This is a genomic window from Solimicrobium silvestre (genome assembly GCF_002976435.1).
Taxonomy (GTDB): domain Bacteria; phylum Pseudomonadota; class Gammaproteobacteria; order Burkholderiales; family Burkholderiaceae_D; genus Solimicrobium; species Solimicrobium silvestre.
In genome coordinates this window covers 48,776-71,011 of sequence record NZ_PUGF01000019.1, presented here as the reverse complement: position 1 = coordinate 71,011, position 22,236 = coordinate 48,776, and the positions used below count along the sequence as shown (strand labels likewise).

General features: G+C 44.1%; 17 protein-coding genes. 10 read left to right on the top strand and 7 right to left on the bottom strand.

The features are described 5' to 3' along the window. Positions 1-22: 22 nt before the first annotated feature. From S2091_RS17740 to S2091_RS17725, 4 genes are all read right to left on the bottom strand, one after another. Entirely contained in the window at positions 23-2,548 is a 2,526-nt protein-coding gene (locus S2091_RS17740) for a heavy metal translocating P-type ATPase (RefSeq protein ID WP_105533294.1), read from the bottom strand. A 146-nt stretch (positions 2,549-2,694) separates the two neighbouring features. Next, positions 2,695-3,909 (bottom strand): MFS transporter, encoded by a 1,215-nt coding sequence (locus S2091_RS17735; protein WP_105533293.1) that lies wholly within the window; start codon positions 3,907-3,909, stop codon positions 2,695-2,697. 83 nt (positions 3,910-3,992) lie between these two features. Next, positions 3,993-4,463, bottom strand: a complete 471-nt coding sequence (gene cynS, locus S2091_RS17730; RefSeq protein WP_105533292.1) for a cyanase — start codon at positions 4,461-4,463, stop codon at positions 3,993-3,995. A gap of 36 nt (positions 4,464-4,499) precedes the next feature. Then, positions 4,500-5,162 (bottom strand): carbonic anhydrase, encoded by a 663-nt coding sequence (locus S2091_RS17725; RefSeq protein ID WP_105533291.1) that lies wholly within the window; start codon positions 5,160-5,162, stop codon positions 4,500-4,502. A gap of 110 nt (positions 5,163-5,272) precedes the next feature. Here S2091_RS17725 and cynR point away from each other — a divergent pair, with 110 nt between their 5' ends. The 4 genes from cynR (at position 5,273) to S2091_RS17700 (ending at position 9,313) form a co-directional block, all read left to right on the top strand. Beyond that, complete coding sequence (gene cynR, locus S2091_RS17720; protein ID WP_105533290.1) at positions 5,273-6,169, top strand: transcriptional regulator CynR; 897 nt, start codon at positions 5,273-5,275, stop codon at positions 6,167-6,169. Between the two features lie 100 nt (positions 6,170-6,269). Next, positions 6,270-7,028 carry a substrate-binding periplasmic protein gene (locus S2091_RS17715; protein ID WP_105533289.1) on the top strand — a complete coding sequence of 253 codons (759 nt, stop codon included), beginning with the start codon at positions 6,270-6,272 and terminating at the stop codon, positions 7,026-7,028. Positions 7,029-7,491: 463 nt separating this feature from the next. Then, on the top strand, positions 7,492-7,779 hold the full coding sequence (locus S2091_RS17705; protein ID WP_105533288.1) for a hypothetical protein: 288 nt from the start codon (positions 7,492-7,494) through the stop codon (positions 7,777-7,779). Between the two features lie 43 nt (positions 7,780-7,822). Next, the gene (locus S2091_RS17700) at positions 7,823-9,313 is read left to right on the top strand and encodes an Ig-like domain-containing protein (protein ID WP_165795023.1); all 1,491 of its coding nucleotides are present in this window, start codon (positions 7,823-7,825) and stop codon (positions 9,311-9,313) included. 494 nt (positions 9,314-9,807) lie between these two features. Here the strand turns inward: S2091_RS17700 and S2091_RS17690 are convergent, their stop codons facing one another. After that, complete coding sequence (locus tag S2091_RS17690) at positions 9,808-12,534, bottom strand: M16 family metallopeptidase (RefSeq protein WP_105533285.1); 2,727 nt, start codon at positions 12,532-12,534, stop codon at positions 9,808-9,810. A 327-nt stretch (positions 12,535-12,861) separates the two neighbouring features. Next, entirely contained in the window at positions 12,862-13,731 is an 870-nt protein-coding gene (locus S2091_RS17685) for a GGDEF domain-containing protein (protein WP_105533284.1), read from the bottom strand. Between the two features lie 150 nt (positions 13,732-13,881). Here S2091_RS17685 and S2091_RS17680 point away from each other — a divergent pair, with 150 nt between their 5' ends. From S2091_RS17680 to S2091_RS17655, 6 genes are all read left to right on the top strand, one after another. After that, positions 13,882-14,340, top strand: coding sequence for a MerR family transcriptional regulator (locus S2091_RS17680; RefSeq protein WP_105533283.1), 459 nt, complete (start codon positions 13,882-13,884; stop codon positions 14,338-14,340). A gap of 213 nt (positions 14,341-14,553) precedes the next feature. After that, positions 14,554-16,476 carry a PrkA family serine protein kinase gene (locus tag S2091_RS17675; RefSeq protein WP_105533282.1) on the top strand — a complete coding sequence of 641 codons (1,923 nt, stop codon included), beginning with the start codon at positions 14,554-14,556 and terminating at the stop codon, positions 16,474-16,476. A 109-nt stretch (positions 16,477-16,585) separates the two neighbouring features. Next, entirely contained in the window at positions 16,586-17,860 is a 1,275-nt protein-coding gene (locus S2091_RS17670) for a YeaH/YhbH family protein (protein WP_105533281.1), read from the top strand. Further along, positions 17,857-19,407: a SpoVR family protein gene (locus S2091_RS17665; RefSeq protein ID WP_105533280.1), complete on the top strand. Its 1,551-nt coding sequence runs from the start codon at positions 17,857-17,859 to the stop codon at positions 19,405-19,407. The genes S2091_RS17670 and S2091_RS17665 overlap by 4 nt, the downstream gene beginning before the upstream one ends. Before the next feature lie 35 nt (positions 19,408-19,442). Then, a complete protein-coding gene (locus S2091_RS17660; RefSeq protein ID WP_105533279.1) occupies positions 19,443-19,727 on the top strand; it encodes a hypothetical protein in 285 nt (94 codons plus the stop codon). Positions 19,728-19,919: 192 nt separating this feature from the next. Then, positions 19,920-21,329: a PAS domain-containing sensor histidine kinase gene (locus tag S2091_RS17655; protein ID WP_105533278.1), complete on the top strand. Its 1,410-nt coding sequence runs from the start codon at positions 19,920-19,922 to the stop codon at positions 21,327-21,329. A gap of 29 nt (positions 21,330-21,358) precedes the next feature. On the opposite strand, the gene S2091_RS17650 is transcribed toward S2091_RS17655, so the two are convergent. After that, the gene (locus tag S2091_RS17650) at positions 21,359-22,117 is read right to left on the bottom strand and encodes an SDR family oxidoreductase (protein ID WP_105533277.1); all 759 of its coding nucleotides are present in this window, start codon (positions 22,115-22,117) and stop codon (positions 21,359-21,361) included. Positions 22,118-22,236 lie beyond the last annotated feature (119 nt).

The window sequence follows — 22,236 nt, the reverse complement described above, 5'->3', positions numbered from 1 at the left end:
ATTAATTTTTTTGGCTCTGAATTTACAGCTTAATCCACCCTAACCGAAGCGCATTACTAATCACCGTGACTGAACTTAAGCTCATTGCGGCAGCCGCGATCATTGGGCTAAGTAACAAACCAAACCACGGGTACAACAGTCCCGCGGCAACTGGGACTCCGGCGAAGTTATAAATGAAGGCGAAGAACAAGTTTTGCCGGATGTTTTTAATGGTGGACAAACTGAGTTGGCGTGCTCGCAATATGCCGCGCAAATCACCTTTGAGTAAAATAATATCGGCACTTTGCATGGCGATATCACTGCCATTACCCATCGCAATGCCGACATTCGCTTGGCTTAATGCCGGTGCATCATTAATGCCATCGCCTGCCATGGCGACCAACTTTCCTTGTTTTTGTAATGCTTCAACATGCCGATGTTTGTCGGCGGGTAAAAGCCCTGCATGTACAGTGTTGATGCCGCATTGCTCGGCAATCGTTGCCGCACTACCGAGATTGTCGCCGGTGAGTAATATGATTTCTAAACCAGCCTGGCGCAGCTCTTGCAGAATTTGTTGGGTGTTTTCTTTTAATGTATCAGCTAAGTAAAATGCAGCCGCTAAATGTCCATCTATGGCGATACAAACTACGCTGAAGTTTTGTTGGGTTTGAAGCTGAATTTGCAACTGACTGAGATCAAATTTTTCCTGCTGCAAAAACTGTGGTGAGCCGATTAATAAGCTACGTCCTTCACAAATACCGCGCACACCTAAACCAGTTACTGATTGAAAATCAATTACCGCAGGCAGCGTTAATTTATCTTCTTGGGCTGCTTTAACAATGGCACGTGCTAATGGATGTTCACTCGCGTTTTCCAACGCAGCGGCATAGCGTAATACGTCGTCACGACTATATTCAGCAAACGTTTGAATTTGCTGTAAACGTGGCTTTCCTTCGGTGAGGGTGCCGGTTTTGTCGATTACCAAGGTCGTCACTTTTGCCATCTGTTCCATGCTATTGGCTTCTTTAATTAATACCCCGGCAGACGCGGCGCGTCCAATCGCGACGGTAATTGAAATTGGCGTTGCCAAACCTAATGCGCAAGGGCAGGCGATCAGTAATACCGAAATGGCGCACATTAAAGCGAAGGGTATTCCCGCACCGAACAACAACCACACGGTGGCGCTGGCGATAGCGCTAACAATCACAAACGGCACAAACCAGCCCGCAACTTTATCGGCTAATTGTTGAATATTGGCACGGCTACGGCTGGCTTGATTAACCAGTAGAATGATGTTGGCAAGCAGTGTGTCGCGCCCAATTTTTTGCGCTTGCATGACAAAACTACCGGTTTGATTAATCGTCCCCGCACTAACTTTGCTGCCCTGAGTTTTTTCTTGCGGCATGGCTTCGCCAGTCAACATGGCTTCATCAACCCAAGACGCGCCCTCTGTGAGCACGCCATCTACCGGAATTTGCGCACCCGGTTTTACGCGTAATAAATCATCCGGCATCACCAGATCCAAATTTATTTGTTCATCACTACCATCTGGATTAACTCGGGTGGCAACATTGGGCGTGAGTGCCAGCAGTGCTTGCAGCGCGTTTTGAGTTCGTGCCCTGCCACGTAATTCTAAAATTTGGCCAAGTAAAACTAAAGTAATGATGACCGCAGCTGCCTCAAAATAGAGCGGTAACATGCCACCCGTTTTAAATTCGGCAGGCAGAAGAGCGGGGAACAACAGCACGCCTAAGCTATACAGATAAGCAGTTGCGACACCTAGCCCAATTAAGCTAAACATATTTAAGTGACGGTTGTGGAATGAATTGATTGCGCGTTCAAAAAATGGTTTTGCTATCCACAGCACAACCGGGCTCGCTAGTAGCAGCTGAAGATAATTAAAGACGCTATGTCCCAAAAGGTGAGAAAACGTCATTCCAAAAACCATGTCACCCATCGTTAATATCAATAAGGGCAAGGTGAAGACTAGGCTCCATTTAAACCGATGGGTAAAGTCGTCCAATTCACTGCTGTCTATTTCGCTGCTTACTTCCATCGGATCTAACGCCATTCCGCACAACGGACAGGTTCCCGGGCCAATTTGCTCGACTTCCGGATGCATAGGGCAGCTATACAGACTGTTTTTTTGATCTGCTGTCGGCTCAGTTGGCGGTGGGGGATTTAAGTAAAAATCAGGCTTGGCTTTAAATTTAGTGGCGCAACCGGCGCAGCAAAAATAGTAAGTTTGGTCTTGATATAAAACACTGTGCTGAGATGTGGATGCCACCGACATGCCGCAAACCGGATCTTTTAATCCAGCCTGATTGGAGGCAGTAGTTGGGGCTTTAATTGTAATAGCCCGTTTTTTTACGTAAGCAGTTGGATTGGCATCGAACTTATTTAAGCAAGAATTACTGCAAAAGTAATATTTTATGCCTTGGTAGCGTTGCTGATGCGGGGAGTCTTTGGCGACGTCCATTCCACAGACCGGGTCGATCAAGCCGGCTGTTACTGCTTGAGTTGTGGTGGCATTATTGGAAGCGCAGCAGCTGGAAGATGATTCAGTCATGATGATGTACCGAAGTGAAGTTGGGACTATGCTAAAGCCCGTACTCAAGTACGGAGTCAAGCATTGTTTTAGGTAATTGAATAAAAAGTAGCACCTTTATTGCTGGTTGACGTTTTTATGATAACTCCCCATTTTTACTTGTTATTTTATTTATGATGTCCCTGTGCCGGTGTGCTCGTTGAGCTTGAGTTATCACGTTGGCTGAGCCACCAAACAATCACGCCGACCAGGCTAAGAGTGACGCCGCATAATGAAACGGCTAACCAGCCCGCATAGTCAAAAAGGACCGTGGAAAGCACCGAACCGCAGGCTCCACCCGCGAAATAGCAAGTCATATAGCCAGACGTTAAGCGATTTCGAGATTCTGCGCTGAGATGATTCAGAACGCTGAGATTGGTTATATGTAATGCTTGAACCGCAAGATCGAGCAACAGAATACCAATAATCAATGCCAACAAGGATGATTTAGAAACAGCCAGCGGGAACCATGAAAACAGCAATAACCCAATACACAGGCTAGTGACCAGATTGGTTTTACCAGAGTCTATTAATTTTCCAACGCGTGATGCGGCTAAGGCACCGGCTGCACCAACTAACCCAAATAATCCGATGGTTCCGTCAGAATAGTTAAAAGGAGCATTCGCCAACAAAAATGAAATGGATGTCCATAAAATACTAAATATGCAAAAAATAATGGCACCGAGTAAAGCTCGAATGCGTAATACGCGTTCATCAATGAATAAAGTCAGTGTCGACTTCAATAAAGATGGGTAACTTATTTTTATCGAAGAATGGTAGCGCGGCAAATTCCTTCCTAATACAGCTCCGGTAATAAACATCATGCCTGCGCCAAGCCAGTATATGCTTTGCCATCCGAACCAAGTTGAGCAATATCCAGATACGGTTCGTGCCAATAATATGCCGAGCAACAAGCCGCTCATCATATGCCCAACGATTTTGCCGCGCTCTTCAGGCTGTGCCAAAGTTGCTGCGTAGGGGACTAAAATTTGTGCCACCACGGAAAACATGCCAGTTACTGTTGTACCGATGAAAACGAAAATAATTGATGGGGCAGCTGCCGTTACCAGCATCCCGGCACCTGCTAACAACGTCATTACGACGATCAACTTTTTCCGCTCTATCAAATCAGCCAGTGGCACCAATAGCATTAACCCTAAGGCAAAAGCAATTTGGGCAGATGTCACTATTAATCCCGCTGTGCTATTTGTAATTCTAAAATATGCTGCAATGGTATGTAGTAATGGCTGCACATAGTAGTTACTGGCGACAGAGATACCTGTCGCTAGCGACATCAGTATGATTAGCCCGGGGTGCAGTCTGGTGTTAGTTACCGATTTCATCGCTTACTACCTTTGAGTTTTTTTGTGGATTATACTGACCCGCACAAAAAGTGCAGGTCAGGCGTATTTACTTACCCATTTACTCAGTAAGGCTTGTTAGGTAAAAATTTCCCGTCTAATGTGATGACAGCTCGTGATCCACCTTCTGGGTCGTCTATTTTTTTAATGTCCAATTTAAAGTTAATCGCACTAATGATCCCATCGCCAAATTTTTCATGAACCAGCGCTTTTAACGTGGTGCCGTAGATTTGAATCATTTCATAAAAACGATAAATAGTTGGATCAGTTGGGATGCCATTCGCAATACTTCCCCGCAATGGAATCATTTGTAATTCTCGTGCGGATTCGGCACCTAAACCCAGGCGTTCGCAAACCAGTTCGGCTGCCGCTTTAGGTAAGGAATGCTGACCTAAAAGTGCTGCGGTGACATAAGCAATACTGAGCCCGGTATCGGCTGACAGCTGTTCCCAAGAAAGATCTTTGAGTGCTTTGGCAGCAATGACGTTGGCAGTAAGAGCGAGTCGGGAATCTTGATAAGCATGAGATTGTTGCATGATATTTTCCTTTAATAGAAAGAGAAGGGGAGATGGTCAGGCGACCAAGGCACTGCGTTTTGAATGGGTGGCAACGGTTTGTGGAAATTCGGCAAGTGAAACAAAACGATTTGTCTCACCATCGAGCGCCACAATGGAGCCGGTTTCAATATCGTAGACCCATCCGTGCAAATTAAGCCGACCTTGCTCGAGGGCTAATGCGACCGATGGATGTGTCTTGATATTCACTAATTGTGCGATGACGTTTTCTCGCACCATCGAACTAAGACGAACTGCATCGGAGATATGGGTACGGGATGCATTAACGACTTTAGCTGAGTCCGCGTGACGCAACCAACTGGCGACGGCCGGTAAATGATCCAGGCATTTGCAACTGGAAATAGCTGTCATGGCACCGCAATCAGAATGTCCGCAGATAACGATGTCGGTAACGCCCAATACCGCCACGGCATACTCAACGGTGGCTGTTACACCGCCAGGTTCAGAGCTATACGACGGAACGATGTTGCCTGCATTGCGGATGACGAAGATATCGCCGGGGTTTTGTTGCGTCAGTAATTCTGGTACGACCCGGCTGTCGGAACAGGTTATAAAAAGAGCCGTGGGATTTTGGGTCGTTGCAAGTTCTTTGAACAACGTCGATAACTGCGGGAATGCATTTTGTTGAAATTTTAAAACGCCTTCGACGATGGATTTCATGACATTTCTCCTTGTGTTGTGAAGTAGTGACGCCATGATGATGCGTTTTAATTATAGCGTCCAAGACTCATATACAATAAAGTCCATAATTAATACCTATAGTTATTCATATGATATTACGCCACATCCGCTATCTTCTAGCAGTCGTCGAACATGGCAATTTCACGCGGGCAGCAGAATCACTTTATGTCTCTCAACCAACGCTGTCACAACAGATTAAGCAGTTGGAGGAACAACTTGGCGTGCAGCTATTAGATCGGTCAGGAAGGCTGGTGCGGGCTACGGATGCAGGAGAGGCTTATCTTAATTTTGCCCGTAAGGCGTTAAGAGAACTGGATGCGGGTCAACGCGCTATTCATGATGTAGGTGATTTAACGCGTGGCACGCTACGTCTGGCAATGACGCCGACATTGACCTCTTACTTGGTTGGCCCCTTGATAGCCGAATTCACTACCCGCCATCCGGGTATTCGATTACATATTAATGAGATGCCGTTGGATACGATTGAAACAGCATTACTCGACGACCAAGTTGACTTAGGTATTGCATTTAGTCAGGTTCGATCACCTGAGATAGATTGCCGCATTCTATTCGATGAAAAACTCAGTGTCGTGGTGGGGAAACAGCATCCATTTGCGCAACGCTCAGCGCCGATTACCGCCAACGAATTAGAGCAAGAGTTACTGGCGCTGCTGACGCCCAATTTTGCGACACGCAATTATGTTGACGCGTATTTTCAACAACAAGGCATTTCCCCCAATATCGTGATTGAAGCCAATACGATTAATGCGATTGTTGAAATTGTCCGCAGAGGAAATATCGCTACGATACTGCCTGATGCGCTGACCCGTGAAAACGAGTTGTTGCGCAATATTAATCTTACCCCCGCCTTACCGCATCGTACCGTGGCGTTACTACGCCGAAAAGATGCGTATCAAAGTAGTGCGGCATTGGCTTTTACACAGTTGCTGGATGAGATGATAGATAGCGCCTTGTTTGATGAGTGATGCTCAGTCACTATTTTGCTTGTACGGTTGCGAGGTTGCTTAGTAAATTTGAATGTCCTAGACTGCATTGGGGGCGTAGTCCCAATAAGAATCAGTCAAAATGAAATTAATTACCTTTGCCATTCTTTTAGTTACCGCTTCAAATTTGGCTCTATCCCAGCCATTGCCGATGGTGGTCGATATTATTCAATCGGAACCCTTGGGCTTTCAAAGCAAAAACGGTACGCCAACCGGCTTGCACTTTGACATCCTTACCGCACTATCCAAATTAACGGGCGTGCCGATCAAAATCAATATTGTCCCCAAGGCGCGACTAATCTACGATCTAAAAAATGGCATAGCTGATGGGGCAATCTTGTTCCCGAATCCGGAAGTCGATGCGATCACAATTGACAGCGGCGTCACTGATCAAACGAAACTGGTGGCATTGGGTAAAGTAGGTTTTCCGCTAAAGAGTTACGATGATCTGGTTCGAGCTAAAACAGTGCTCATGCTGGTGAACACTACCTTTGGAAATCCCTTCGATTCCGATCTCCGCCTAGATAAAGATAAAGCGAATAGCTACGATCAGATGGTGACAATGTTTATTCATGACAGAGCAAACGTCATTACCGGCAATTTGATGGCTTTACTTTACCTCCTGAAAAAAGTTAATAGTGTCAGTAAAGTAGATACATCAGGGCTTTTATTCCGCAATTTGGACAATCATTTTTATATCGCCAAAAAATCACACTATCGTGAAAAATCGAAAGTGTTTATTAATGCACTTGATGAAATGATGAATGATGGAACGATCAATAACATTGCCATGAAGTATTTTGACGATCATGACGCAAAATTGAACCTTTCCGAGTATTGATGATGGCGGTAATGGGGAGTGAAGCTTCAGACATGCTATTGGTAAGATTGATAGGCAAGTGTATATTCGCATCAAATAAGTGACCCGTTCGCCCCCTCTTTTTTTGCATAAAAAACCACCGACCAACTTAAATGTCCGTCATATCGTGACTGGCAAGTAAACCACCGAGGTCGCAGTCGTTGATGTTCTTGAAGTGTTTGCCCGCAAAGTGCCCATAAACGGTCATAACAACTTCTCCAGAGCGGACATTGGTAAATACGGCTATCTAATTGGGACATCGATCTTACCTAATGTCATTCGCCTAAACCTCTTTCATGCACATGATGTCGCGGTGCTGCGGCTCCCCGAACAGACGGCTGTATTTCCGACCGAACTGGAATGCACTTTCATGCCCGACGCGCGCAAAACGCTGGCGCGTAGCTGATGAGTTCAACAATTGATTGCGTTAGTAGACCCTCTACGGATGGCACTCAATAATTATCATTTTCTGTGCGCTACCGAACCGAACTTATCTGGAAGTTTAATTAATCTTCAATCTTATTTAAGATTAAGAGGAAATATCATAGATTGTGATGAACTCGATAAATTAGATATTTATAAAGATATTGATCAAAATGCCCAAGCCCCAGGCTCATCTTTTACGGTCGCGAAAGCATTAATCGATAATAAAGTCGGCCTTTACCAAGAGGAGTATTTGGGTGTTGTTAAAGAAATTGTGCTGGACATGCATATCAAATTGGAGTGTGAGTAATTTGGTAATTTAATACTTGGCAACCTATTAAAAGGGAATGAATATGAGAAATTACATTAATAATAAATTGATAATTTTCAATTTAAAATGTTGTCTAACTTTATTTTTTATATTTGTGATGGCAGCGTGTGGAGGAGGAGGTTCCAGTAACTCGTCAAGTCCGGCTCAATCAAACGCAACAGCAACTCCAACATTGCAGAGCATCAGTGTAACGCCCAATTTGTCGAGCATGGCTGCAGGATTAACTCTGCAATATACTGCTACTGGTAATTACTCAGATGGAACATCTCAAGTTATTCAATCCCCAAGCTGGAATTCATCAGCGCCATCAGTTGCAACAATAAGCGCTACAGGACTAATAACATCAACTCAAGCGGGAAGTTCTACTATCACTGCCAGTGCAAATGGAATGAATGGCAGCACAACGTTAACGGTAACTGCCGCAACTTTACAGTCAATTACAGTGACATCCAGTTCTTCAAGCGTGGCTGCCGGATTAACGGTGCAATTTATAGCGACAGGGCAATACTCAGATGGGACATCTCAAGTTATTCAATCCCCAACTTGGAGTTCATCTTTAATTGCAAATGCGACGATCAGCTCAACAGGTCTTGCAACAACATTGCTACCAGGAAACACAGTAATCACTGCTTCATCGAATGGAGTTACTGGTTCATCGAACGGAGTTTCTGGAAGTGTACATCTGACGATTACAGCCGCAATTTTGCAATCAATCGCAGTAACAGCATCTTCAATAAGTATTCCATTGACTTTTACTGAGCAGTTTTTAGCTAAAGGACATTATTCAGATGGGTCTACTCAGGAATTACCATCTGCAATCTGGAGTTCCTCAACAAATACGGTCGCAACAGTTAGTTCAACAGGAATGGTCACGTCAACGCAATCTGGAAGCACAACTATTTCAGCTTTAGCCAATGGAATAACTGGCAGTTTGGCTATAAGTGTGAGCACTGCAACGCCTTCGTCTATTTCTATTGTGGAAAATTATGGCACTAGCAGTTACTTGCCACAGGCTTCCATTCCAACAACTCTGTATTTAGGTTCTGTCATACAACTTACTCCGCTCGTTTTGTATACGGACGGTAGTTCGATGATATTGTCATTACCTGTAAGTAATACTTCAGTTGGTAGTGTAGCAACCATTGGTCCTACAGGCGTGCTAACTCCAGTAGCTCCGGGAACCGCAGTAGTTTCCGTATCATTTTCTGGATTTACAACCAGTATTACATTTACAGTTTCTTCCGCAACGTTAACTTCCATTGCTATTTCTCCTTCATCGTTTAGTATTTCCCCTTCCTCCACTCAAACGCTCACAGCAACGGCTACTTACTCTGACAGCACTTCTCAAGTCATACAGGAGCAAGCTGTTCAGCCGATCATTTGGAGTTCTTCTGCAAACAATGTTGTGACAGTATCTCAGGGAGTAGTTAATTGGATCAGTGCTGGTAATGCTGTCATTACAGCTACGTTCGGTGGAAAATCCGGGACTGCTTCAGTAACTTCAACGCCTTAATTAATTGGTATTTTCAATCAAAAACAGGGATTCATTTTTATCCCTGTTTTTTGTTCATTGATCATATTTGCAAATACGATTGAGAGAGTTTCATTGGAACGGAAGTAATGAAGACGTTACAGCCATCCATTGCAAATCTGAGGAAGCATTGATTGGATGATGAATTGGTGCACGGACAGGAACAGCAAGAAATGGCGCTGACTGCCATCACTATGGCAAAGAAAATCTATGGAGATCGATCAGTACCGGTGCCGGTATCTTTCTCTGTTGATTCTCTGTTTGAAGTTAATACTTTGAATTCGTCCAAGTCGATAAGTACCACGGAAAAATATTCACCGTAGCATAGTTGACGAATAATTTCTGCATCAATGGCAATTTCAAGAGCGTGCCGATTAGAGCGTTATTAAGCGTTACTTTTGAAATTGCTGTTAAAAAACAGTCAAAAAAAAACGGCTAACGTCAAAAACCGTTAGCCGTTTTTTTATTCAACAAGTTTATTTCTTATTACCTTTTTTTGCTTCATCACCGGCAGTAAAAACCGACAATTTGGTTGGGTCGATCATTTTAGTAAAGGTGGCATTTACTTGCGCCACCGTTAACGCATTGATCTTGTCTTCCAATGCCTGACTCCAGGCAAAAGTGCGATTTTCCTTCGAGTATTTATTCCAATCTGACGCGACATGTGCATCTTGTGCACGTTTTTGTAATGCAGCTTGTTTTAGTCCAGATTTAGCGTTCGCTAATTCTTCTGCGGTAAAGCCATCTTTCAATGCGCGATGCAATTCTTCTTTCATTGCCAGCGCTACCTTGTTTAAATTTTGCGGAGCTGATAGTGCATATAAAGAAAAACTCGCCGAATTATCAAAAGCATTCACGCTTATCCATGAACCGACGCCATAAGATAAACCGTCTTTTTTACGAATCCGCTCCATGACTCTGGAGGTAAATCCGGCACCGCCGCCAAAGATGTAGTTTGCAACTATCAGCGCAGGATACGCTGGGTCATCGTCACGCATATTGAGCGCTTGATTGGCCATATAAAAACCGTTTTCCTGATCAGGCGTATTAATTTCCCGTTCAACTGCGGCTGTATCCGCATAAATATTATCTATCCGGGTATAGGCTGCCGGGCTCACCCAATCACCAAATCCTTGTTGGATGGCTTTGTTAGTGGCCACCACATCGAGATCGCCGACGATGGATATTTCTCCGTGTGATGCGCCATAAAAAGCTTTATGGAATGCTGTTAAATCGCTCAGCTTGACTGCTTTAAGCTGTTCAATTTGTTCGTCTAGCGATGCTATCGCACGCCAGTCGCCTTTTGCGTAATGACTATTAAAATGCTGAGACAGTGCATGCGACGCGACGGCTTGCGGATCATTGCGCTGCATTTCCAATTCAGCTAAATTTAATTTTTTTAACTGCTCAAATTCAGTTTCAGGGAAATTCGGCTCTTTCAATACTTGAGCAACTAAACTCAGCGCAGCGGATAAGTTTTCACGCGTGGTGTCAAAGCGAAACAGATTGCCGGTAATTTTAAGTTTCGCAAATTCGTCATCCAATTGTTCACGAGTATATTTACTATTTCCGCGCATTAGCATTTCGTTAGTGAGTGTTGAAATGGTTTTTTTACCAAACAACGATTTTTCATCACCCCAATGTAAATTCAACGCAACGGACACTGTTTCGCCTTTGTTTTTCTTACTCAACAGCGCTACATTCAATCCGCCGATTTTGCTATGCAAAGTACGTTTGTCAATGTTGGCTTCCGAAGGATCAAAAACTTCGGAGTTGTCAACCTTGGTAACGGGTTTAAAGCTTTGCATCGCAACTTGAATGCTAGGAGTTGCCGGTATTTCTGCACGCTGCGGACTATCTTCAGGAATAAACATACCTACCGTACGATTGTCGCGTTTGAAATAACGGGCAGCGGCAGCAGCCACTTGTTCAGAACTAATGCTATTCAACTGATCGCGCTCTTGGAAGAAATAACGCCAGTCACCCAAGGCCATAATTTCTGATAATTGCAAACCGATAGATTCCGGGTTTGATAAGGTTTTTTCTGCATCATTGAGGTAATTACGTTTTACCCGTTCCAGTTCTTCTTTAGTGGGCGGTGTTGTTGCGAAGCTTTCTATCGCGGCTAATAACGCATCGCGCACGGGTTCGATAGGCTCATCTTTTTTTACTGCTACGCCGATGAGTTGTAAACCAGGAGCATAACTACCAATCGGGAAGCTGAAAACTTGTACTGCTTTACCGGTTTCAACCAAAGATTTATGCAAGCGTCCAGTGGGATCGTCGGCCAGAATATGGGCCGCAAGTGAAACCGCATCATTTTCTGGATTTAAGGCGGCGGGGATTTTATAGCCTACGATAACGTACTGAATATCACCTTTGCGACGCACTTCAACACTGCGCGCGCCGTCTTGCGTTGGCTCAACTGTCCAAAATTGCGGCAAACTGCGCGTTGGTTTTGGGATGACGCCAAATGAGGAAGAGATCAGGTTTAGCGCCTGGTTGGTATCAAACTTTCCTGATATTAAAAGCACCGCATTATCCGGCTGGTAATACCGATGATAAAACGCTTGTAGGTTTTCTATTTTTACGTTTTCAATATCGCTGCGGTTACCTATCGTGGAGTGGCCGTAATTGTGCCATTCATAGGCAGTGCTTTGCAGTCGTTTGATGAGTACATTCGCAGGGGAATTTTCACCCATTTCATATTCGTTGCGTACGACCGTCATTTCACTGTCGAGATCTTTTTTAGCGATAAATGAGTTGACCATCCGATCCGCTTCCATCTGTATCGCCCATTTTAAATTGTCGTCGCTAGCTTGAAATAATTCATAATAATTGGTGCGATCTAAGGACGTTGTTCCGTTAAAGCGAACGCCGCGTTTATTAAAGTCCAGGTCGATTTTTGGGTTTTTTGGTGTGCCTTTAAACAGCAGGTGTTCCAGCAAATGCGCCATGCCGGTTTCGCCATAATTTTCATGACGTGAGCCGACTAAATAAGTGATATTTACCGTGACGGTTGGCTTAGATGCATCCGGCATTAATAACACTTTGAGACCGTTTGCTAATCGATATTCGGTAATACCTTCCACCGTCGCTACTTGAGTAATGCCTTTGGGAAGGGCTGCTGCCCAAACATTACCCACCATCAGTGGCATACACAGTGTTGCAGCAAAAATGACACGCTTCGACAAATCTGACATAACGCGCTTCCTTTGGTTAATTTACTATTGAAATGGAGTCGAAAGCATCTTCGCAATTGATCAATTTGTCAATTGTTATTTGGGAATTTTAATTTCGATGGGGATTGAACGCCGGCAGAGGTAAAACTGGCGGAAGGTGTTGGTGATGTCTAAATTAACCGTGTATTTTTTCGGCGTCACAATTGATTTGAAAACGGAATTACGCTATGTAATTCCGGGAAATATCAGGTGAATTTCGCGTTCTCAGGTACTTCCATGCTTTAGTCTATTTGTATGCCGTTTCAACGGCATACAGAGTAGCTAAGTAAATTTTCGTTGAGGAATAACTTAAAAACTGGAGCTATAACCTCTCACAACCCGGCCTTTTCCGCTGGACTTAGCCGTATACATCGCTCTATCTGCAATGGCGATCACATCTTTTGAAATTTCAGGCGCTTGTTCAATGGTTGTATAGCCGATACTGGCAGTAATGAGGAAAGAAACTTCAGCCATGCTGTGAGTAATTTTGTGGCAAAGAGTTTGGCATAGTGCTTCACAATCCGCGGCTTGCGTGTTCGGCATAAGGATAACGAATTCATCGCCACCAATCCGGGAAATCGTATCTGATTGGCGGGTATGATCGCGCAAGATATCGGCAAGCATTATTAACGCTCTATCACCTGCATGGTGCCCCAGCGAGTCATTCAAACCTTTGAATCCGTCCAAGTCGATAAGTACCACGGAAAAATATCCACCGTAGCGTCGTTGACGAACAATTTCGGCATCAATGGCAATTTCAAGCGCGCGCCGATTAGATAGCTTAGTCAGCGGATCAATGGTGGACAAACGTTCTGCTTCGATTATGTTGGTGCGGGCAAATCTGGCGACCAAAACGAAGGTGCTGTTCGATAATACAATCATCAAAAAGAGGTAAATTTTGATGGTGAATGAAACCTCGCTAGGCATCCAGAGGGCAATCGCCTGGAGTGTAATCGATAACGCTGCTGCGCCTATTACCAGGTTACTTCGGGAGCAATGCAGAGCAATGAGTGTGAGAGGAAAAACATAGAGAACATGTAACGATACTTGTGAACTGGTGTTTATATCAAAAGGAAATAGAATTAAAATTGCTAAGTAGCTTGCGGTAATGGCAAAGCCTTCGGAGATAAATCCGGGCGAAGCAATTCGTTTTAAGTAGCTGGAAAATATTTTTTTCATATTCTAATACTGTTGAGAAATAGGCATGAAATTTGGTTTTTTTTAATAAAAATAATCCAGTTTCGGACTTAGAATACTAATACCCCTCGTCAGTCATAACAACTAAAAATTGTAAAAGTAGAACCCAACGAGTTTTATAGGCTAAAAGTAATGCATAAATGTAATTATACTATCGGACAACTATCAAAAGTAGCTGAGGTTGGTATTGAAACAATTCGGTATTATCAACGCCGGCAATTATTGTCTATTCCAGCAGCAAGTTCTGGTGCTGTCAGAATCTATTCTAGTCAATTTGTGGAGCGGTTACGATTTATTAAGGGAGCCAAAGAATTAGGCTTCACTCTTGATGAAGTGGCTAGTCTATTGCAATTAAACGATCAAGAGAGTGATCAGGGAAGTGAAGTTACAAGTCAGAAACATTTGAAGCAAACGTCCCGAAGTTCTGTACGTCAGTTAGCTAGTGATAAGTTAACGCAAGTACGTAAAAAAATGGATGACCTGCAAAAAATTGAACATATTTTGGTGCGCTTAATCAGCGAGTGCGCCGATACCGATTCATCATTACCGTGCCCAATTGTAGAAGCAATTACTTGTAAAATAGCTAGCTAATTTGCCATGATAAAAGTAGCTCAATAAATCTGCCTCTATTCCCTCTTTAAAATTTGGGAATTTCAACAATTTAATCTATAACAAAATAAGCAAAGCGTATATTATTAAATTGCCGGGCGGAAAATAGTCGCTGCAAAATTATCAGCGACGGGAAAAGTCGCGCAGCGAATCTGGCTTATTGTCGTTATGTCTGAGTATTAAAAGGACGCAACCATGAAGATCTTCGATAACTATGCAGCACGTTATGAACGTACCCGGGAAGAAGAATATTCTTTGCAGGAATATCTGGAATTATGCAAACGCGATCGATTAGCTTTTGCATCCGCCGCAGAACGGTTATTAGCCGCTATCGGTGAGCCAGAATTAGTTGATACGCGCCATGACCCACGCCGCTCCCGCATCTTCGCAAATAAAATAATAAAAATTTATCCAGCCTTCCGCGAGTTCTATGGAATGGAAGAAGTCGTTGAGCAAGTTGTGTCCTACTTCCGTCATGCGGCGCAAGGTTTGGAAGAACGCAAACAAATTTTATATTTACTCGGCCCGGTCGGTGGCGGTAAATCTTCTATTGCTGAAAAATTAAAAGCGTTGATGGAAAAAATTCCGTTTTACGCGATTAAAGGCTCCCCAATTAATGAGTCCCCTTTGGGATTGTTTAATGAGGAAGAGGATGGGGTAATTCTGGAAGAGGATTTTGGTATCCCACGCCGTTATTTACGCACGATTCCTAGCCCTTGGGCCGTAAAACGCTTGCACGAATTTAATGGCGATATTAATCAATTCCGCGTAGTGAAACGCTACCCTTCGGTATTGAAGCAAGTGGCTATTTCAAAAACGGAACCGGGCGATGAAAATAATCAGGATATTTCATCCTTGGTCGGTAAAGTCGATATCCGCAAACTGGAAGACTATGCGCAAGATGATCCTGACGCTTACAGCTATTCTGGCGGGCTGTGCTTGGCAAACCAGGGTTTGATGGAATTTGTGGAAATGTTTAAAGCACCGATTAAAGTGCTGCACCCATTACTGACGGCTACCCAGGAAGGTAATTACAAAGGAACCGAAGGCTTTGGCGCGATTCCGTTTGAGGGCGTTATTTTGGCGCACTCGAATGAATCGGAATGGAAGGCATTTAAAAATAATAGAAATAACGAAGCGTTTTTAGACCGTATTTATATCGTCAAAGTACCTTATTGCCTGCGTGTTTCGGATGAGATAAAAATCTACGAAAAACTGGTGCGCTCTTCTTCCTTGACACAAGCGCCTTGTGCCCCGGGAACACTCAAAATGATGGCGCAATTTTCGGTCTTGTCACGCTTAAAAGAGCCAGAAAACTCCAGCATATTTAGCAAAATGCTGGTGTACGACGGTGAAAATTTAAAAGACACCGATCCAAAAGCGAAATCCAAACAGGAATACAGCGACTACGCGGGCGTTGATGAGGGGATGAATGGCTTATCCACCCGCTTTGCTTTCAAAATAATTTCTAAAGTATTTAACTTTGATACGACAGAAGTAGCGGCTAACCCTGTGCATTTGCTCTATGTATTGGAACAGCAAATTGAACGTGAACAATTTGCGCCTGAAGTGGAGCAAAAATACTTCTCTTACGTCAAGGAATATTTAGCGCAACGCTACATCGAATTTATTGGTAAAGAAATTCAAACTGCGTATCTGGAAAGTTATTCTGAATACGGCCAAAATATTTTCGATCGTTATGTTTCCTTCGCGGACTTCTGGATTCAAGATCAGGAATTCCGTGACCCTGATACGGGCGAAAGCTTTGACAGGGAAGCACTGAATAATGATTTGGAAAAAATTGAAAAGCCAGCCGGCATTTCTAACCCCAAAGACTTTAGGAATGAGATCGTTAATTTTGTGCTGCGCGCCCGAGCTCAAAATGCAGGTAAAAATCCGACCTGGAATAGTTACGAAAAACTGCGCACGGTGATTGAGAAAAAAATGTTCTCTAACACCGAAGAACTTTTGCCGGTCATTTCATTCAATGCGAAAGCCAGTGTTGACGATGCGAATAAACACCAGGAATTTGTTGAGCGGATGGTGGCAAAAGGTTATACCGCGAAACAGGTTCGTCTTTTATGCGAGTGGTATTTGCGAGTGAGAAAAACCTCATAATTCTGGGATTTACGCAAAGCCGTTATTTGGGCAGAGTTTGCACTGGCACAATCCAATGCTTATAGGCTGAATGCGTAAATCCTAACTTGCAAAAAATCAGGAGGCTATCTTGGTTCACTTAATAGACAGACGAATTCAAGGAAAGAATAAATCGGCGGTCAATCGTGAGCGGTTTTTGCGTCGCTACAAAGATCAGATCAAAGAGGCCGTCACACGTGCTGTTAAAGGCCGTTCTATCACCAATGTGGAAAGTGGTGAGAAAATATCGATTCCCGTTAGAGACGTTAATGAGCCTAGCTTTGGCCATGACCATGGTGGTGTTTGGGAAACCGTTCGCCCGGGGAATAAAGAATATCTAAAAGGCGATCAATTCAAACGTCCTAAAGGTGGCGCAGGCTCGGGCAAAGGGCAGGCTGGTAACAGCGAAGAAACCAGCGAAGATGACTTTGTTTTTGAAGTCAGCCGCGAAGAGTTCATGAATTATTTTTTTGAAGATTTAGAGTTGCCGAACATGGTGAAAACCCAGCTGACGGCTTCGACCGACTTCAAGCAATTACGTGCCGGTTACAAAATGTCTGGCACGACGACTAACCTGCATGTGTTGCGTTCTTTACGCGGCGCGTTGAGCCGGCGCATTGCGGTCGGTGGCAAATCAAGCCGACGAATCAAACTGGCTGAACAAGAGTTACGCGCCTTGTTGGATGAGGGTGTCAGTGTTGATGATGATCGCGTACTTTTATTGCGCCATGAAATCACCCATTTGCGTACCCGATTATTAGCGATTCCATTTTTAGATACGTTTGATCTGCGTTACAGCAATCGGATCAAAGTACCTAAACCTTCCAGTCAAGCAGTGATGTTTTGCATTTTGGATGTGTCTGGATCAATGGATGAAGCTAAAAAAGATACGGCTAAACGATTTTTTATTTTGCTGTATTTATTTTTAACCCGCTCTTACGAAAAAATTGAATTAGTCTTTATCCGGCACCACACCACGGCCATGGAAGTCGATGAGCAAGAATTTTTTAATTCACGGGAATCGGGTGGTACTGTCGTTTCGTCTGCGATTAATTTGTTAAATACGATCTTGCGTGACCGTTATCCAACTGGGGAATGGAATGCGTATGTAGCGCAAGCGTCGGATGGCGATAATTGGGACAATGATTCCATCACCTGTCGTCAACTCTTGATGGATACCACTCTACCCTTGGTTCAATATTACGCTTACGTAGAAATTACCGATGGAGAGCCTCAGAATCTGTGGCGTGAATACGAGCAAATAGCGAGCTACCATTCTCATTTTGCCATGCGGAAAATTGAGGACCCATCGGATATATATCCGGTATTTCGGGATCTGTTTAAGAAACAGAATGCGAAATTATGACAGATAAAAAAATTGCTAAAAAAAGTGCCGCTGAAAAACCCGAGCCGAATGTAAATCGTCTTCCAGAACAGTCTGAATGGACCTTTGAATTGCTTGAGAAAGTGGACATTGAAGTCAGACGTGTGGCGAAAAATTTTGGTTTAGATACTTATCCAAATCAGTTGGAAGTCATTTCGGCAGAGCAGATGATGGATGCTTATGCTTCGGTCGGCATGCCTATTTCGTATTACCACTGGTCCTTCGGCAAGCATTTTTTGAAGACGGAAAAAAGCTATAAACGCGGTCAAATGGGCTTGGCGTATGAAATTGTGATTAATTCCAATCCCTGCATTGCGTATCTGATGGAAGAAAATAGCTTAACCATGCAAACGCTGGTAATTGCTCATGCTGCGTATGGACACAATTCTTTTTTTAAAGGTAATTATTTATTCCGCACGTGGACTGACGCCGATGCGATTATTGATTACATGCTGTTTGCCAAAAATTTCATCGCGGATTGTGAGCAGCGTTATGGTATTGATGCGGTTGAAATGCTGCTTGATTCTTGCCATGCTCTGCAAAATTACGGCGTAGATCGTTACAAACGCCCAGCGCGAATTTCTTTAGCCAAAGAACATTTGCGGCAACGTGAACGTGAAGAATACTTGCAGTCACAGGTCAATGATTTATGGCGCACTGTGCCGCGTCGCGATCAAGCGGTGGCCGGTGAAGAGATTCGCCGGGTGCCGCCTGAGCCGCAAGAAAATTTACTTTACTTTATTGAAAAATATTCGCCACGCTTAGAACCTTGGCAGCGTGAAATTGTGCGCGTGACACGAAAAATTTCACAGTATTTTTATCCGCAACGGCAAACGCAAGTTATGAATGAAGGCTGGGCTACTTTTTGGCATTACACGATTTTGAATCAACTGTTTGACGAAGGCATTGTTGGTGAGGGCTTTATGATGGAGTTTTTGCAAAGCCATACCAATGTGGTTTATCAACCGCCCATTACCAGCCCGCATTTTAATGGCATTAATCCTTATGCGTTAGGTTTTGCCATGATGTGCGATATTCGCCGTATTTGTGAATATCCGACTGACGAAGATCGTCATTGGTTTCCCGATATTGCCGGTCAGGATTGGCAAAAAACGTTAGATTTTGCGATGCGTAACTTTAAAGATGAAAGCTTCATTCTTCAATATTTATCACCTAAGTTGATCCGTGATTTTCACTTTTTTACGGTGTTGGATGATGACAGCCAGGAGACGCTCGAAATTTCCGCCATTCATGACGATAATGGTTATAAATATTTACGTGAACGGCTAGCCGGTCAATACAATTTAGGTAATCGTGAACCGAATATTCAGGTCTGGTCGGTTGATATGCAAGGTAATCGTTCGCTCACATTACGGCACGCACAATATCAACGGCGGCCATTGAATCAGCAAACTAATGAAGTGTTAAAACATGTCACGCGCTTGTGGGGATTCGACGTGTATTTAGATACGCTGGACGAATCCGGAAAAGTGTTGCATCGTAATGAATGCAAGGCCGTGCGCGGGTAGTTTTAGTCAGAAAATTCATGAGAAAGGAAGCTGTAATGTACTTAGATCACCCCACTATCAGCGCAATTCATAGCGATACTGAACCTGACCGCTTAGAGCGGTTAAATCGGGTTTATGGCTATGTGATTGGACAGGCCGATATTTCGGACAATAAAGCCTGCATCGCAAAAATTGCCAATCTTCATGATGATAAAGGCACCCTGTATGTTTCTTGGTCGTCGCAGCCTACTGATCAGGAGCGAACCTTTTTTGCGCGCGCATGGCGCAGCCAGATTGGTGATGAATCTACCAATATAGTGCATCAGTTAATATTGGATTAGTGTTTGGGTAGAGGTCTATTCTGAAAGGCGGTTAATGTTGAATTTTGGTTCGGCATTAACCGTTTTTTGTTATGTGATCCTTTTGTTATTAATTGAAAAATTTCTTTCGCGCACTATACTAATAGTGCCAATGGCAGTAATTCCTTCCACATCATAAAAACAACCTGTGAGTTCACGACCAAGTGCGACGATATGATGAAAATAACACCGAACAAAGTCTCGCTAGGTAAGCAACTTTTTCTGGTATTCGGTGCGACTGCTTTGTTGATGATCTGTTTCGAAACAGTAAAAACCCTTCTGTTTGGATCGCGCTTGACATTGTGGCAATCGCACCTGATGACGATCTTCGTGACGGCACTCATTGGGGCTGCGGTTTTTGTTGTGCTCAAAATGTATACAGCGAAATATGAAGACATCAACAAAGAATTAGCTGAATTATTGAAGTTTAACGAATCTATCTTATTTAACTCTCCCTTGCCAATGGCGGTATATGCGCCCAATGGCCGGTGTGTTGAGGTGAATGAGGCTTATGCCCATATTTTTACATTGACGCGAGCGTCGATGCTGCAGTACCACAACAACAGCGTGTTTGAGGCGTGTGGTTTGCTTGAAAAATTCACGGCGGTGTTAATTGAGGGAGTGGGGCAGCGCTGTGAAATTCACGATACGAATCTGTTTGGGCGGGAAGTCTGGTTTGACTGTGAAATACTTCCCATGCAGATCAACGGCAAAAATCATGTGCTGGTTCAGTTCTATGATTTTACGCAACGTAAGCGCGCCGAGGAAAAATTGGTGGCGATTAATAACGAACTGCAGGCCGCGATGCGGAGGTTGGTACAGGCCGAAAAAATGGCCGCACTGGGAACGCTGGTTGCAGGCGTAGCACATGAACTTAATACGCCGATTGGTAACGCACTGATGGCGGCTTCTACCTTAAATGTGCATGTTCAGGAACTGAGCGCCTCGGTCAATACGGGAACACTGAAACGCTCTGCATTGGTGACGTATGTTGAGAACACGATAGACGAAGCTAGCCTGATCGAGCGCAATATTATTCGGGCTGCAGATTTGGTGCGTAACTTCAAGCAGGTGGCGGTTGACCAGGCCAGCGAACGTCGTCGGCACTTTGATTTGCAGCGGGTGATAACAGACATCATCTCAACCATGCGCCCAACTTTGAGTAAAAGCAGCCATGTTCTGAAGGTTTATATTGAAGAAAACATTCAGCTGGATAGTTACCCGGGATCGATTGAACAGATAGTGACCAGCTTCATTAATAACGCCTTGGTGCATGCTTTCGCTCATAAGGAAAGCGGCAACATGCTGTTGCACGCACGACGTGATAATGAGTATGTACTTCTTGAGTTTAGTGATGATGGTGAAGGCATGTGCGACGAGGTGGCGATGCATGCCTTCGATCCATTTTTTACGACGCGGATGGGTGTGGGCGGTAGCGGGCTGGGGCTGTATATTGTTAATAATATCGTCACCGACATCTTGGGCGGCAACATCATGCTAACCACCAGCCCCGGGCATGGCGCACATTTTCAGCTGCGTTTGCCGCTGGTTGCGCCTGAGCGTAGTACCGCGCGTTTGGAGTAGCGTGGTATTAGCTCAACGCGTGGTCGGTTTTATAAAAACATACCACCAGATGCTTCGATACGTTGAGCATTTATCCAGCCATTAGCATCATTTAGCAGAGAGGCGATTACACCGCCAATATCGTCCGGCAAGCCAACCCGTCCCAAGGCTGTTTGTGAGGCAATAAAGCTGTTGATTTGTGAGTTGTCTCTTACTGCGCCATCACCGAAATCGGTTTCAATTGCCCCAGGTGCCACGACGTTGACGGCAATACCACGTGCCCCCAGTTCTTTAGCTAAATATTTGCTCAATACTTCGATGGCACCCTTCATTGCTCCGTAGGCGGCATAGCCCGGCAAGGCAAAGCGCGTTAGTCCTGTGGAGATATTGATAATCCGGCCGTGATCGGCGATTAGTGGCAACAATTTTTGGGTTAGGAAAAATACACCTTTAAATTGAATATTCACTAATTGATCAAACTGGGCTTCCGTGGTTTCCGCAATCCCTGCATGAATGCCAATACCGGCGTTATTGACCAAAAAATTAAAATCTTTCCGTTGCCATTTTTCGGCTAGAAGCTGCTGCACTTGTGTTGCAAATTCATTGAACGATGCGCTGTTACCTACATCCAGTTGCAGGGCTGCTGCTTGCCCGCCGTAGGACTCAATTTCTGCGACTACCGCCAGCGCTTCTGCCTTTTTGCTATGGTAAGTAAGAATCACATCGACTCCCTGTTGCGCTAGTTTTAAGGCCGCGCTTTTGCCTAAACCGCGACTTCCGCCCGTTATGATTGCAATTTTATTACTCATGTTAATCCCCTTGATTAATGGCTTCCCGGTAATGGGATGACGCAAGTTTATTGCGCAATTTTATTAAAACAAAGACCGAAAAAATGACTACACTGTTCGTAAAATACGAACAATAATTA

Excerpts from the sequence above, each read along its gene's own strand:
- S2091_RS17660 (WP_105533279.1), top strand. The coding sequence starts at position 19,443 with ATGTACTTAGATCACCCCACTATCAGCGCAATTCATAGCGATACTGAA.
- S2091_RS17680 (WP_105533283.1), top strand. The coding sequence starts at position 13,882 with ATGCATAAATGTAATTATACTATCGGACAACTATCAAAAGTAGCTGAG.
- S2091_RS17690 (WP_105533285.1), bottom strand. The coding sequence starts at position 12,534 with ATGTCAGATTTGTCGAAGCGTGTCATTTTTGCTGCAACACTGTGTATG.
- S2091_RS17650 (WP_105533277.1), bottom strand. The coding sequence starts at position 22,117 with ATGAGTAATAAAATTGCAATCATAACGGGCGGAAGTCGCGGTTTAGGC.
- S2091_RS17675 (WP_105533282.1), top strand. The coding sequence starts at position 14,554 with ATGAAGATCTTCGATAACTATGCAGCACGTTATGAACGTACCCGGGAA.
- S2091_RS17735 (WP_105533293.1), bottom strand. The coding sequence starts at position 3,909 with ATGAAATCGGTAACTAACACCAGACTGCACCCCGGGCTAATCATACTG.
- cynR (WP_105533290.1), top strand. The coding sequence starts at position 5,273 with ATGATATTACGCCACATCCGCTATCTTCTAGCAGTCGTCGAACATGGC.
- S2091_RS17655 (WP_105533278.1), top strand. The coding sequence starts at position 19,920 with ATGATGAAAATAACACCGAACAAAGTCTCGCTAGGTAAGCAACTTTTT.
- S2091_RS17740 (WP_105533294.1), bottom strand. The coding sequence starts at position 2,548 with ATGACTGAATCATCTTCCAGCTGCTGCGCTTCCAATAATGCCACCACA.
- S2091_RS17705 (WP_105533288.1), top strand. The coding sequence starts at position 7,492 with ATGGCACTCAATAATTATCATTTTCTGTGCGCTACCGAACCGAACTTA.
- S2091_RS17725 (WP_105533291.1), bottom strand. The coding sequence starts at position 5,162 with ATGAAATCCATCGTCGAAGGCGTTTTAAAATTTCAACAAAATGCATTC.
- cynS (WP_105533292.1), bottom strand. The coding sequence starts at position 4,463 with ATGCAACAATCTCATGCTTATCAAGATTCCCGACTCGCTCTTACTGCC.
- S2091_RS17715 (WP_105533289.1), top strand. The coding sequence starts at position 6,270 with ATGAAATTAATTACCTTTGCCATTCTTTTAGTTACCGCTTCAAATTTG.
- S2091_RS17685 (WP_105533284.1), bottom strand. The coding sequence starts at position 13,731 with ATGAAAAAAATATTTTCCAGCTACTTAAAACGAATTGCTTCGCCCGGA.
- S2091_RS17700 (WP_165795023.1), top strand. The coding sequence starts at position 7,823 with ATGAGAAATTACATTAATAATAAATTGATAATTTTCAATTTAAAATGT.
- S2091_RS17665 (WP_105533280.1), top strand. The coding sequence starts at position 17,857 with ATGACAGATAAAAAAATTGCTAAAAAAAGTGCCGCTGAAAAACCCGAG.